Genomic DNA, 13,524 nt, shown 5'->3' on the forward strand with positions numbered 1-13,524 from the left:
CGACCTCAGACGTCGATTCGGGTGATGCGCCGGATGATGATCAGGCTGAGGATGAAGACCGCGGAGCTCACGCCGAGAATGACCTGACCGGGGAGGTGCTCGCTCATCGTGCGCAGCACCCCCGGCGAGACCAGGTTGACGACGAAGAGGATGCCGACGCCCATCGCCGCGATCGCCCAGTTGGTCACGACCGCTTCGCCCATGATCGTCTTGACCTCGCGCCGGATCTCCTTCCGGTCCTCGAGCGTGCCGGCGATACTGCGCAGCGCCGTGACGAGCGAGCCTCCGGACCGGGAAGCGACGATCAGCGTACTGACGAGAACGGCGAGCTCCCGTGACGGCAGCCGCTCGCCGAGCTCGTGCAGCGCCTGGTCGGTGTGCTGTCCCAGCCGCAGCGCGTCGGCGGTCCGGCGCAACTCCAGGCTGGCGGGGTCCTCGAGCTCCTCGGCGGCCATCTCGATCGCGGTACGCATCACCAGCCCCGCCGCGGACGCGTTCGACAGCACCCGGGCCAGTTCCGGCAACTGGGCGATGAACTCCTCACGCCGCCGGGCCTCCTGGCGGCGGAGGAAGGCGAAGAAGAGAAAGACCACTCCCACGCCGGCAGCGACGCCGAACACCGGCGCCAGGTAACTGCCGATGAGGTAAAGCGCGGCGACGAAACCGATCACCATCAGCACCAGGAAGGTGGAGACGCGCATCCGCACATTGGCCGCACTGAGGCGTTTGGCGACGAGACGGCCGAGCTCGGTACGGCGCAACCGGGAGTCGAGCCGGCCGAGGACGCTGTTCGCGCGTCGTTGCGCGTCGTCCAGCGCGGTCCGGCCCCGCAGCCTGCGGAGCTGCTCCCAGCCGAGGACCAGGTCGTACACCGCCAACGTCAGCACGGCGAGGGTCACGCCCATGACGGTGAGGATCGCCGGGTACGGGAGCGTCATGAGACCTCCCTCAACTGAGAGTCGTCGTCACTCACGCCGAACACGGCGGGCACGGTCTCCCCGGCGGTGAAGAGGCGCCTGGCCAGACTCGTCGGGAGGGGATGGTGGCGGTATTCGCCGCGCAGCACCCGGTCCGGGCCGACCGGCTCGGGCTCGAACCGCATCACGGTCTGCAGCCGGAACCTCTCCCGGCGGTTGGAACCGACCACCGCGATCTCCACGATCCGCCGAGAGCCGTCGGCCCCGCGGCCGAGGTGGACCATGACGTCGATCGCGCTGTTGATCTGGTCCCGTACGGTCTCGAAGGGCAGCTTGACGTCGCTCATGCTGGCCATGGTCTGCAACCGGTAGATCGCGTCATCGGCCGAGTTCGAGTGCACGGTCACCATCGAGCCCTCGTGACCGGTGTTCATGGCCTGCAGCATGTCGAGCGTCTCCGCCCCACGGACCTCTCCGACGATGATGCGGTCGGGCCGCATCCGCAGCGAATTCCGGACCAGGTCGCGGATCGTCACCTGACCTTCGCCCTCGATGTTCGGCGGACGGGTCTCCAGCCGGATGATGTGCTCCTGATCGAGCTGGAGCTCGGCGGAGTCCTCGATCGTGACGATGCGCTCCTCATTGGGCACGAACGCCGACAGCGCGTTGAGCATCGTGGTCTTGCCGGTGCCGGTCCCCCCGGAGATGACCACGTTCAACCGCGCCCGAATGAACGAGGCGAGGAGCACGGCGCTGTGCTCGTCCAGGCCGCCCGTCCGCACCAGCTCGTCGATGGAGTACGCCCGGGGGAACCGCCGGATGGTCAACACCGGGCCGACCAATGAGAGCGGCGGAATGATGACGTTGACCCGCTCACCGGTCGGCAGGCGCGCGTCCACCATCGGGCTGGACTCGTCGACCCGGCGGTTCACCTGGGCGACGATGCGGTCGATGGTCTGGTAGAGCTGGTCCTCGCTGGCGAACGTCGTCTCGATCCGCTGCAGTCGGCCGGACCGCTCGATGTAGACGTCGTTCGGCCCGTTGACCATGATCTCCGTGACGCTCTGGTCGGCCAGCAGGGGTTCGAGCACGCCGAGCCCGAGGGCCTCGTCCACGATCCGACGGATCAGCGCACCGCGCTCGCCGGGTGAGAGGACGGGTCCCTCGCGGCTGATGATGTGGCCGGCGACCTTCTCAAGCCGCGCCCGCCGCTGGGCGAGGTCCAGTTTCGTCAGCTCGTCGAGGTTGATCTCTTCGAGCAGCCTTCTCCGCCATAGGGACACTCCGGCAGCGCTGGTCCTGCCGGTGACGGTACGGCTGTCGTCAATGCGGTCTTTTAGTGCCATCGCTCACCCAACCGGCATCTGGACCGTACGGTCGATCGTGAAGTCGAGGTGCGCGCCGGGGAACAGCACCGGGACCTCCGCGCGGACGTGGCAGTAGAGGCCGTTGCCCCGCCAGCCGCCGTCCGCCTGAATTCGATCGAGCCAACTCGGCGCCGCGTTCATCGCCGAGTCCGCGCATGTGCCGGCGTTCTGCTCCTGGCTCGCCAGCCGGGCACCGGTGCGGGCGGCGTTCTCCACGCGCTCGACCGTCGTCTCCGCCAGCAGCGCCTCGAAGGCGACCAGGATGATGACCAGGCCGATCGGCAGGATCGCCACGAACTCGGTGATGGCGGCGCCGCCGTCTCCGGTTCCTCTCACGGCATGTCCTCCCCGCCCTCATAAACGATCTTCGATCTGGTGCTGATCCCCCAAGGGCTGTGCATGCCCGGCAGTACCGCCGGGGTGTCGACGGTGACCTTCACGTAGCCGTCGGTCACGCTCAGATGGAAGTGGTCCTTGTCGCCCCACTGGTCGGACACTCGGGCGACCGCCCTGCGCTCCACCTCCGCCCGCGCCTGCGGCGTGTCGTACCCGAGTACGGCCACGGCGCGCGCCCCCTCGCCGGCGGCGTGACTGGAGTACATCGAGGTGAGACCCACCAGGATGGCCTGCCAGACCAGCAGCAGGAGCAGTCCGAGGAACGGGATGAGCACGACGAACTCGGTGATCGCCACGCCGCGATCGCCGCGCCCGCGCCGCCCGCCGCCACCGTCGCCGCTGACGATGCCGATCTCACGCACCACACCGGAGATCGCCTTGCGGTAGTCGCCGCTCTCGACGGACTTCGGTGTTCCAGTGTTGGCCGCCTCTTCCACGGAACGGAAGCAGGCCGGGACCGTCGTCTTCAGCATCGGCAGGCCGAGGATCTTGCGTGCGAAGTCCGGCTGAACCTCGTTCTTCCGGTCGGCGCGGACCAGCACGACCGACAGGTCGTCTCCCTTGCGGACCTGCAGGCGTTCCCACATCTTGCTGAGGCGTTGCACCGCCCGCAGGCACGGCAGGTCGGGCGTCGCGGTCACCAGCACGGTGTCGGCGAGTTCGATCGCGACGGCGCCGGCCTCGGTCATGTAGGCCCCACAGTCGACGATCACCACGTCGTACCGGCCGCGCAGGCCGCTCAGGATCTGGCGGGCGGCGCGGGCGGGGACGTCTTCGGCCTGTTCGCCCTCGGCCGGGGCCATGAGCACGTGCGGTCCGTCGCGGTGCACGTAGAGCGCCTCTCCCAGGATCACGCCGTCGAGTTCGGAGGCCGTGGCGACCAGGTCGACGATGCTGCGTCGATGGGTGATGTCCAGGTAGCTGGGGACGTCGCCCTTCTGCAGATCCATGTCGACGATGCAGACCTGCTTTTTGTCCGCGACCGCCGCGAGCGCCGCCTGTACCGCGAGCGTGGTGGTGCCGGTGCCTCCCTTGGCTCCGCACAAGGCCACGATCGTGCCCATTCGCGTGGGCATCACGCCGGTGCTGGCCGGGTCGAAATGCCGCCGCATCGTACGGGACCACTCCGCCGCCGAACCGATACGGCTCTGGAGCTCGGCCTGGGTGGGCTCTCCGGAGACCACGCCTCGCGCCCCGGCCTCCATGGCCGAGCGGTAGATCTCCGCCGAGGCGTCCTCGGCGATGACGATCATGGCCAGATGGGGATGCCGCATCGCGAGTTCGCGGATGAGGTCCATCGCGGACAGGCCATCGATGTCCTGGTGCACCAGGACGACGTCGAGCAGGTGATCCTGGCTCGCGGCGGTCACCACGTCGGCCGAGGAGGTCTCGACCCCGACGATCTCGACGTCGGTCAGTTCGTCCACCTGTGTGCGCAGTGAGGCGGCCAGGCCACCGCCACTTACGCCCATGAGAACGCGTACGCTCATCCGGCATCACCTCGCCACCGGCGCGGCGCACACCGGAGCCATTTTCGGGACGGCCTCGTCGCCCCGTCCGCCGATGAGAGCCAGCCGGACCTTGGCCGCGAAGCTCTCCGCGTAGGTGAGATTGAGGCTCTCCCGGACGCTCAGCGCGAACGTGATCGGCACCACCTGGGTGACGTCATTGGGGTTCTGACCGGCCTGCTTGCGCAACTGTCCAACATTGATCACGCGCGCCTTGCTGATGACGCGCATCGAACACGACTTCTGGGTCGTGCCGTTCTGCTGCTGGAAGGACGCGTAGATGTCGACGAGCATGCCCGGCTGCACCTTGCCGGCCACGCCGGTCTCGGCGTCGATCATGATTGCGATCTCACGCTGTCCGGGCTGCAGTGTCGGGGCGTTGACGAACATGCCCTTCTCCAGGAGGGCGCCCTCCGGCACGTCCGTTGCCGCGACCTTCCCGGTCAGGTCCTGAAGATCGGTGAGGAGCGCCTCTCGAGGCATCCCCTGTGCGGTCACCCGCACCCGCTTCACCGCGCTTTCGTCGACCTGGCTGTACGCGGTCACGGGCCTGGTGAGCTGGAGAACCGAGATCTTGTCACGGACCTCGGCCCGCACCGATCCCACGTACCCGATAACACTGGTAAAGACAACAATCGCGCCGATCATTGCCAGAATTAGCAACACTGCTCCACGCCGCTGGCGGGGGTTCATGCGGCATCCTTTCGAGGGCTCGGCACCGAGCGCCCAGGGATCAGGTTTCTACGGACTCTGCCGCGTGGACTTCGCCTTTCCGCCCGACCGGGCCCTGGTCGTCGGGGGCGGACGCGGCCTGCGCGGACACCGCCTCGGGCGTGCTCTCCTGGAACATCCCGCAGATGGCGCAGACCTCCAGCGATGTCGGCTGCCGGCACCACCGGCACATCCAGTACGGCGTGGACCGTAGAATTCGAGAGAGGGTCTTTGGATGCTCGCTGAACGCGACGAACTCAACGTGTTTTCGGGTACCCCAGAAGGTCGTTCCAAGGGGTTGGGCGGCAACCGTTTTGACCACCTGGGGTCGCAGGCTCTCCGTCAGATCCTTTTCGAAGTCGGCGAAATCCGAACCGTGCGGAGCGATGAGCAGGTGCACCGGATCGGTGGGGCGAAAGTCGCCCGAGTCGAGCCGCCTTCGCTTGGAGATCCGATCGATTCGGGCGCGTGGTGCGGCCCACGCGAGAAATCCTGATCCTGGATGATAGGAGGCCATATGGTGCGTCATTCTGGTCTCGATGTGCTCAAGCCTGGCCACGGTCCCCAGCCGGGCGCCGGACAGGATCTCGCGTTGCATGCGCCGGCCCAGGCCGGCGAGGTGACCGATCCGGAGCTGCGATGCCGAGCGGGTCAGCAGGTCCGCGACCAGTGAGCACGCCAGCGGCGGCAGGTCCAAGCCGACGCTCGCGACCTGGTCGCTGTCAAGCATTCCCCTGGCCAGCCTCATCAGCCGCTTCGCCGGCTCCGCCTGCCATTCGGGATAAACGACGAGGATGCCCTCCGACGCGGCGGCGAGGCTCCGGGCGATGAGATCAAGGAAGATCGGCGCCGCGTCCTCTGGTGAGGTCAGGTCCGGCCCTCTCAGGGCCTCGGTGTTCGCGAAATGGCCGCTCGCCGGGATATCCCCGAGGACGACAATGACCCTCGCCGATCTTCCAGCCACAGTACCCCTTCCTTCGCCCTATTCGCCGCGAACAGTCGACGGACGGCGTAGTAGAACTCCGGCATCCGACAGGTTTCCCATACGACCTTTTGTCTGCCCAGCTACCACCTTTTATCCGCCCGGCTCGGCCGGTCGGTGGCGTCGCCGTATGTCGTTGGCGGGTCAGCCGGTCTTCGCGTAATGCTGGAGGTACAGGAAGATCCGCTTCAGACCCGATCCGACATGGACGATGTGCAGCTGGCCGCCGGTCGGGCCGAGGTCCCAGGCGGCGATTCCCTCGACCTCGTCACCAGCCTCGGTGTCCTGGTGGAACTCGTAGGCGACCTGGCCGGACGCCGGGTCGATCGTGTAGACGGACTTGTCGGTGTCGACCGAGGCGTAGAGCTTGCCCTCCCACGCGGCCGCGCCCTGGATTCTGCTCAGCGGCTGCGACAGGGGCACGGTGTTCACCACCGGAAGCGTGGCGCCGGCCGGAAGGGTCAGCAGGTCGTTCAGGCGGTAGACGACCAGTTTGTTCGTCCCCTGCGCGGCGTCCTGGGTCCAGGGGGCGGTGTAGACGAGGCCCGCGGTCGCGTCGACCGCGACCCACGGCACCCCACCCGGCATCTGCTCGAGCGGGAGCTGCACGTATCGCCCGGTGTAGGACAGGTCGCTCGCGTTGTAGAGCGCCAGCAGCGGATGCTGGTAGCCATTGCCGCCGTCCTCGATCGGCGCGATCACGTATCCGCCGTAGTACTCCACGTCACCGATGTGGTCGGATTGGTACGTCCCGCTCAGGGACGATGGGATCGGGAACCTCGTCGAGGCGACCTCGCTGTCGTTGGAAATGGTCGCCTTCACCATCCCGCCGGGGCCCGCGTAGTAGAAGTACGTGCCGTCCGTCGCCACGCCCTGACCGCGCTCGAGGGCGTTCATCCCGGTCCACCGGTAGTACTGCGCGGTCCGGGTCCACGTCGCGGCCGACGCGGGCGTCGCCGTCACGCCCGCCGCCAGCCCGACCGCGACCAGGCACCCACCGAGCCTGCTGCACAGCTTCATCTCCGCCTACCTCCTTTTTCCGACCCCACGGCCGGCGTCAGCTCCCGGCGATCTGGTTGCCGATGATGTCGGCGTAGGCGGCCTCGCCCTGAGTGTTGGGATGCAGCGGCGCGGCCGGGTGGGAAGAGACGATGCCTTCGACCCAGCGTGCGGAGACGGACCGGCAAGCGTCGTGGCCGACGCTGGGACCCGCGACGTCGACGTATTCGGCGCCGTGGGCGGCCGCCTGGGTGGAGATCACCTGGTTGAGCTGGTCGACCTTGCTCTGCAGGTAGTCCGCGTCCGGTGCCAGCCACGGCTGGGTCGGCCAGCAGCCGCCGGGCTTGATGTACAGGCCGTATCCGGTCACGAGCACGCGGGCATGGGGCGAGCGGGCCCGGATGCCGTCCACCGCCGCGGCGATCTTGGGTGCGAAGGCCTCGATCCGCTGGCCGATCTGGTCCACACCGCCGGCGGTGTACTTGTCCTTGCACGGAGTCGCGAACGGGTTGAGTTTGACGCAGTCCTGGGCGACGCCGACCAGGCCGACATCGTTGCCGCCCATGGTGAGGGTGACCAGAGTAGTGCCGGAGGTCAGCGCGTCGAACTGGGCGGGGACGGTCCCGGCGGCCACTCCTCCGATGGACAGGTCCATGGGGTTGGTCAGGTGCTCGGTGGCCGCGCCGCTACAGGTCACGTCCTTGAACTGGGTAGCGGCGAGCCGAGTGGCCAGGAGGTGGGCGTAGTTGCGGGTGGAGCGCCCACACGCGATCGGTCCGGTGACGTCCGGGACGAGCGGGCCGGAGGCCATCGAGTCTCCGAGCGCGACGTAATCGGGGCCGGAGGCCGACGCCGGTGCGGCGGTGAGGAATCCGGTGCCCGCCAGGCCTGCCGCGACGAGCGCGGCCACACCCGAACGGAGCCAGACGGAGCGGTGTTCGACTCTCATGGGGACTCCTGGAACTGGAGAGGGGGTTGATGCGGGGCATTCCAGTCGTGACACAGGATGCAAAGTCGGACATCATTGGTTCACTGTCATGGCAGTTAGAGTTCGGCGGCGAGGTTTGTGACCGGGAACAAGAAGCGGGAAGAACAGCACTTGGTCGTTGCCGAACGGCCGGCCGCCGCTCGGCTGCGCGCCGCGGCGCCGGAACTATCGCGTCGCGTGGTCGAGAGAATGCTGGCGGAGATCCCGGCCTACTCCGAATTGCCGCAAGAGGAGATCGCCGGAGATATCGCCGGCATCGTCCAGTACTGCCTGCGAATGGCCGCCGATGTCGTCGAGCGCCGCCGACCGATCGAGGCCGAGGCGTTCGGGCCGCTGCGTGATTCGGCAGCGCAACGCGCCGATGAGGGGGTGCCGCTGGAGGCGATCGTATCGGCCTATCAGTTGGGAATGGCGATGTGCTGGGAGCGGCTGTCGGCCGATGCCGGCCCGGACGACCTCGCGGCACTGCAAGAGGCCATCGGGCACATCTTCGAGGTGCAGCGGCAGATGGTGGTGGCCGCGACCAGCGCCTATATGGAAGCCCGCAAGCTCCTAGACGGCCAGGACCAGGAAGACCGGCACGCCGCGATGGTGGCGTTGCTGGCCGGTGAACCTGCCGATCCGACCAGGCCGGGGTCGGCGCCGCTGTACGTCGCGTTGACCGTGGTGCTCGCGCGGCACCCCGACGAGTCCGGAACGGGGACGAAGGCGAGGATCGCGGCCCGCCGCAAGATCCGGCGGGCGCGATCCGTGCTGGACCGCTTCGGTACGGGCCCGGCGCTGGCAAAACTGGACGGTTCGAACGGCACGGTGCTTCTGCCGGTGGAAACCCGGCCGGACTGGAGGGACCTGTGCCGGCTCATCCAGCGGACGGCGAAGTCGGCCGACGTCGCAATCACGGCGGCGGCCGAGGTGGCCGAACCATCCGCGATCCCCGCTGTGGTCAGACAGAACACGGAGATCACCGAGCTGGTGCTACGGACCGGACGCCCCGCGGGCCTGTACCGGCTCCAGGACGTGCTACTCGACTATCAGCTCAGCCGGCCGAGCGCCGCGCTTCCCGGTCTCGCGGACGTCCTCTCGCCGCTTGACCACAAGCCCGAGCTGCTGCGCACGCTGGAGACCTATCTGGGGCACGGACTCGACCGGCGTGCCACCGCAGCCGCGCTGCACGTCCATCCCAATACCGTCGACTATCGAGTGCGGCGCATCGACGAGCTGACCGGGCTGTCTCCGGCCAGGCATATGGACGTTCCGCATCTATCCGCGGCTCTGATCGCCCGCGCACTACAACGCCCAGGTGAATAGCCCTCGGTGGACTATGTACCGCGCCGGACGGTGCGCAATTGCGATCGTTATGGTGCGCTGTATTCGGCGAGAATCGTGGACAGATTCCTGTGGGTGCCAGAAACTCGGCCGTAGGTTCTGAGCTGGGATGACGTGTCCACCAGACACGGTCACAGTGGGCCGTTCACCATCAGGTGTACGGCTCTTCTGTGTCGCAGCGAGGAACAAATGCCACCTGCGCAACGTCCTCGCCGAGTACGAGGCCACACGGACGCGCGGCGAAGCGACGGGCGATCCGGTGGTACTTCGGCCTGCGCGAACAGGTCCTGACGGTCCATGCGGGCAGGCTCTGGGAACACGCGGAGCCGATGCGAGACGCGACATGTCAAAAGGACATGACCGTTTGTATGATGATCGGGTCAGCCCACCTGAGTTGACCGGTGGCCGCGACGTGCTGATGGCTCTGGGAGGAGAGGGTGTGATGGATACGGTTCCCAAGCGCCGGCCTGATCCAGGGTCGACGACCACGCCGACCGAGTTCCTCCAAGCGCTCCAGGAACTTCGCGCCTGGGCCGGTCAGCCGTCCCTACGAACCCTGACCGCACTCGCCGGCACGGTCACGGCCCCCGGCCGGCCACCCACAGACGTGCTACCCGTGAGCACACTGTCGGACAACCTTGCGGGCAAGCGCCTGCCCAACCTCCCCCGCCTCTCGTTCGTCGTCGCTTTCGTCGCCGCATGCCTAAAGGCACGCGGCGACCACGACGAACAGGAGACCGCGGCAGAGACAGACCGATGGGGGCGGGCATGGCAGGCGATGTCGACAGCTGGACAACCGCCCGACCGGCCCACCCAGGCCGACTCGCGGCCCGCACCCGCACCGCCCGTTGCGGATCTGTCCCCCACCCTCGCCCGGCCCGACCCCTTCCAACGCCGAAGGCGCAGGGCCGCACGGCAGTCCCTTCCTGCCCTCACCATCCAGGCCATCACCGGGTTCCTCGGCGTCGCGATCGGCGCGCTCATCGTCTGGCTGGCCATGCCGGCCAACAGGCCGCAACCGAACGCGCCCCATGCCGCCATGCCCGGCATGGATAGCTCCGCTCCGCCAAGTTCCAGCCGGCCCCCGACCACGCTCCCCACCCGGCACACACCGAGATCACCAGCAGCCCCACAGACCAGGAGCACGCCAACACTCGGGCCCCGAGCCCGACCCGCAACGCAGCGCCTACCTGAGCCGACCCGGCCCGCTCCAACCCCGCGTGCCCGCACCCGGTCCGCCCCGCTCCAACCCAGCCGGCAACCGAACCCCTACCAATTCGACCCGCGAAAGTATCAGCCCACGTTCGACCCGCGAAAGTACCAACCCACGTTCTCTCCATGGCCGATGCCGACCTGGTAACCCGAGCCGCGATGATCCCGCGCCGGGGTGACCGGATCTGGTGCCTTCTCGGCCTTGCCGACCTCGGCCCCTCTGCCTCCAACCCTCGCAAGGGTTGGAGGCACTCTCTTCAGCAGGGGTCAGTCCAGGCCCGGCGACGCGGTTGGGCCAGGAGAGCTGGGAGCACTCGGGTCCGGGCCAGGGTCGGGGATGCGGTTGGCCCAGCCTCCAGGGGGACCGGGCTGGCCTCCTCCGCCCCCATCTCCGGAGCCGCCATCGGTGGCGCTGCCGTCACCGCCGCTGCCGGAGGATCCTCCGTCGCCTCCAGCGGATCCGATGCCGCCGCCTGTCCCCGGGGAACCGGGGTGGCTGCCCTCGCCGAGCCGGTTACCGCTCTGGTTGCCTGCGCTGTCGCCGCAGCCGCCGGCGGAAGCGGCCCCGGCCGAGCAACTGGGGGCGGGGCGGTACGGCTCGGGTGTGGGGCGTTGCTGAACAGGTCCCGGCGCGGGTGCAGGGTTCTTGGCCGGTGGGCTTGCTGCGGCGAGCCCAGGTAGCACCAATCCCGGGAACAACTCCGGCACCTCGGGTTCTGGTACGCCGTTCGGTCCGACCGGCGGGACGATCCCCGGGTACGGGCTGCCGCCACCGCAGCCGTGGGGGCCGCCGGCCATGCAGTCGTTCGGCACAAGAGGCGACGGTTTCTCCTGCTTCGGCGGATCCACGACGACGGGAGGTTCAGGCGCCGGCTCGAGTTGCTTGAACCCCCAGTCCCCCGGCATCCACCCCGGAGGCGTCCCCGGGTAGGCCGGATCCCCCGGGTAGGCCGGTCTGGTCGGGACCGGCGCGGCCGGGACGCTCGGGTCGGCCGGCGCCACGGGAGCAAGGCCAGGCGATGGATCCGCGAGTACGGGGGCTGCCGGCTGCGGGGCCACGCCCGGCACCAACGGCACCGGGGCCGGGACGGGTTTGGACGGATCGGCGAGTGATGGGCCGACCGGGTGGCTGCCTTCTCCAAGCCGGTTGCTGGACGCCGGGACGCCCGGCGTCTCCGGCTGGACGGCCCGGCCGGCCTGGGGGGACACGAACGCGTTCGACTGACCGGCGTTGCCCGGCTGGTTCCGAGTGCCGGGCTTGGGCTCGGGCTCGATGCCGGCCAGCCGGCCTTCTTCCCTGGCCCTTGCTCTGGCCGCCCGGTCAGCTGCCTTGGCCGCCTCCACCTTCTTGTCTGCCTTCGCCAGGTTCTTGTCTGCTTTGTCCCGCAGCTTCTGCGTCTTCCGAGACCCGATGCGCTTGTTCCGAGCTCTGGCGTAGATCGCGTCGCGATTGGCCTTCCTGACTTTCGCCCGGGCCGCCTCCACCGCCTCCTTGGTGTCCGCGGCCGTTGGGGCCGAATGGTCGCCCTGCTTCTTGATCAGCCACATCACCGACTTCCTGGTGTGGTGGGTCCAGAAATTGGGATAACGTGGGTCAAGAGGCGGAGGGTCGCCCGGGGCACCGGCCTCAGGCAATTTCCACGACCCGATCGTGTACTCGGCCTTGGCTCGATTCCACGCCTTTGACCACCAGCCGCCGCCAGGCGGCTGGTGGCTCTGCGGGGGATTCCCGCTCGGATTCCCGTTCGGAGGTCCGCCTGCCGGCGCGGCGTACGCGGCACCTGCGGTCAGCGCGTCGATGGCCACGACACCGAGCACGCCGAAGAACAACACCCCCACCAGCGTGAGACCCACGCGGCCGAACCGGATCACGAATCTGCCCATGACCCACCACCACAACCGTCCGGGACGGTGTCCGGCAACCCTTTCTGGGTGTCCGGACGCCCCCGGACCGAATACCGCCTGGCGGTGGCCGGCCGACCGCCAGGCGTGCGAGGCCGGCCAGTCCGGTGCCGGACGCGTCATGCGACATCACGCTGACCAGAGGAGCCCCTGTGGTACCAGTCGGGCGTCTTCGGCGACGCGTGTCGTGTCTCAATCACCTCGCCTATCGCACGAAACGGAGATCGTCCCCGGCCGCAAGCCTTAGAATCGCTTTCCGTGAAAATCGTTTCAGTAACCGACATATCCCCCGAGGCGCGTGAGGCTGCCGAGCGCAACGAACTCGGTAAGCTCGAGCAGGCGTTCGCCGAGATACCGATCAAAATCAAATGGTCCACCCTGATCAAAGGGGGCGGGGCGCAGGACGTCGGGAACCGGCTGTGCGTGTTCAGTGGCGGGCTGATCCGCCACGATGCCGGGGAAAGCACGGCACCGCAGGTCTTCCGATGGGACCAGATCGAGACCACCTACCAGTTCCGGGAGATCGGATACCACAGGGGCAGGTACGAGCGGGACTACAGGTACACGGGGACCAGATACCAGTACCGGTTCATCAGGGCCGACGGAGCCGAGCTGCTTATGGGAGAAGGACTCTTTTACGACCGGGCGAAGTACCGTCACGTGGAGCAGACAGCAAAGTTGTTCAACTCCCATGACGAGCAGCCGTACGCGGACGCCGGGCAGGCCGCGTGCGAACGAGTCGCGGAGGCCAAGCTTCCCGCGGCGCTGCGCGCGCTCGAGGCGGGGACGCCCATGTCATTCGGCAAGGCCTCGATCTCGCTTGTCGGCGTGAACACCGGGAATGGGATGGTGCCGTGGCAGGACCTGGATGAGATGCAGGTACGGGAGGGGCGTTTGGTGATCAAGAAGAAGGGCAAATCGCTATTCGACGAGTCGGCGGCTGCCATCCCGAACTACCTGCTGTTCGTCACCCTCGCCGAGATGATGAGCCGGATGAACGCCTGAGGGCGCACATCGCCGACGGGCCCCATTGTTTGGTCGTATGTCGCGGCACGGCCCGACAGCACCCGCTTTTAATCCATAGGTCCGGGTTCGAGCCTCGGGCGCCCTGCCACTCCTGACCCGCCGTTTCGCCGGCCCGGGCGGAGCCTCGATCGTCGTGATGCCGCCACGGTGGGGCCGGGTTCGGGTGCGCGTTTCACCGGCGGTTCGGGGC

The 13,524-nt window shown here is 68.1% G+C and carries 11 protein-coding genes; 2 read left to right on the forward strand and 9 right to left on the reverse strand.

Going from position 1 to position 13,524, the window contains the following annotated elements; translation table 11 throughout:
* Positions 1-5 precede the first annotated feature (5 nt).
* The 8 genes from ACQP2O_RS31270 to ACQP2O_RS31305 form a co-directional block, all read right to left on the reverse strand.
* Positions 6-938, reverse strand: coding sequence for a type II secretion system F family protein (locus ACQP2O_RS31270; protein ID WP_433171275.1), 933 nt, complete (start codon positions 936-938; stop codon positions 6-8).
* On the reverse strand, positions 935-2,263 hold the full coding sequence (locus ACQP2O_RS31275; protein ID WP_433171277.1) for a CpaF family protein: 1,329 nt from the start codon (positions 2,261-2,263) through the stop codon (positions 935-937). Before ACQP2O_RS31275 ends, ACQP2O_RS31270 begins: the two co-directional genes overlap by 4 nt.
* Before the next feature lie 3 nt (positions 2,264-2,266).
* The gene (locus tag ACQP2O_RS31280; protein WP_433171279.1) at positions 2,267-2,620 is read right to left on the reverse strand and encodes a TadE/TadG family type IV pilus assembly protein; all 354 of its coding nucleotides are present in this window, start codon (positions 2,618-2,620) and stop codon (positions 2,267-2,269) included.
* Complete coding sequence (locus tag ACQP2O_RS31285) at positions 2,617-4,170, reverse strand: AAA family ATPase (protein ID WP_433171281.1); 1,554 nt, start codon at positions 4,168-4,170, stop codon at positions 2,617-2,619. Before ACQP2O_RS31285 ends, ACQP2O_RS31280 begins: the two co-directional genes overlap by 4 nt.
* Before the next feature lie 6 nt (positions 4,171-4,176).
* The gene (gene cpaB / locus ACQP2O_RS31290; RefSeq protein WP_433171283.1) at positions 4,177-4,881 is read right to left on the reverse strand and encodes a Flp pilus assembly protein CpaB; all 705 of its coding nucleotides are present in this window, start codon (positions 4,879-4,881) and stop codon (positions 4,177-4,179) included.
* 40 nt (positions 4,882-4,921) lie between these two features.
* Complete coding sequence (locus ACQP2O_RS31295) at positions 4,922-5,863, reverse strand: hypothetical protein (RefSeq protein WP_433171285.1); 942 nt, start codon at positions 5,861-5,863, stop codon at positions 4,922-4,924.
* Positions 5,864-6,025: 162 nt separating this feature from the next.
* On the reverse strand, positions 6,026-6,901 hold the full coding sequence (locus ACQP2O_RS31300) for a hypothetical protein (protein WP_433171288.1): 876 nt from the start codon (positions 6,899-6,901) through the stop codon (positions 6,026-6,028).
* 37 nt (positions 6,902-6,938) lie between these two features.
* Positions 6,939-7,829, reverse strand: coding sequence for an SGNH/GDSL hydrolase family protein (locus tag ACQP2O_RS31305; RefSeq protein ID WP_433171290.1), 891 nt, complete (start codon positions 7,827-7,829; stop codon positions 6,939-6,941).
* Between the two features lie 117 nt (positions 7,830-7,946).
* Here ACQP2O_RS31305 and ACQP2O_RS31310 point away from each other — a divergent pair, with 117 nt between their 5' ends.
* Positions 7,947-9,176 (forward strand): PucR family transcriptional regulator, encoded by a 1,230-nt coding sequence (locus tag ACQP2O_RS31310; RefSeq protein WP_433171293.1) that lies wholly within the window; start codon positions 7,947-7,949, stop codon positions 9,174-9,176.
* A 1,497-nt stretch (positions 9,177-10,673) separates the two neighbouring features.
* Here ACQP2O_RS31310 and ACQP2O_RS31315 read toward each other — a convergent pair.
* On the reverse strand, positions 10,674-12,290 hold the full coding sequence (locus tag ACQP2O_RS31315; RefSeq protein WP_433171296.1) for a hypothetical protein: 1,617 nt from the start codon (positions 12,288-12,290) through the stop codon (positions 10,674-10,676).
* 276 nt (positions 12,291-12,566) lie between these two features.
* On the opposite strand from ACQP2O_RS31315, the gene ACQP2O_RS31320 reads away from it, so the two are divergent.
* Positions 12,567-13,313: a DUF6585 family protein gene (locus tag ACQP2O_RS31320; RefSeq protein WP_433171298.1), complete on the forward strand. Its 747-nt coding sequence runs from the start codon at positions 12,567-12,569 to the stop codon at positions 13,311-13,313.
* The last annotated feature ends 211 nt before the right edge of the window (positions 13,314-13,524 follow it).

Source organism: Actinoallomurus sp. CA-150999 (genome assembly GCF_050942425.1).
Classification (GTDB): Bacteria; Actinomycetota; Actinomycetes; order Streptosporangiales; family Streptosporangiaceae; genus Actinoallomurus.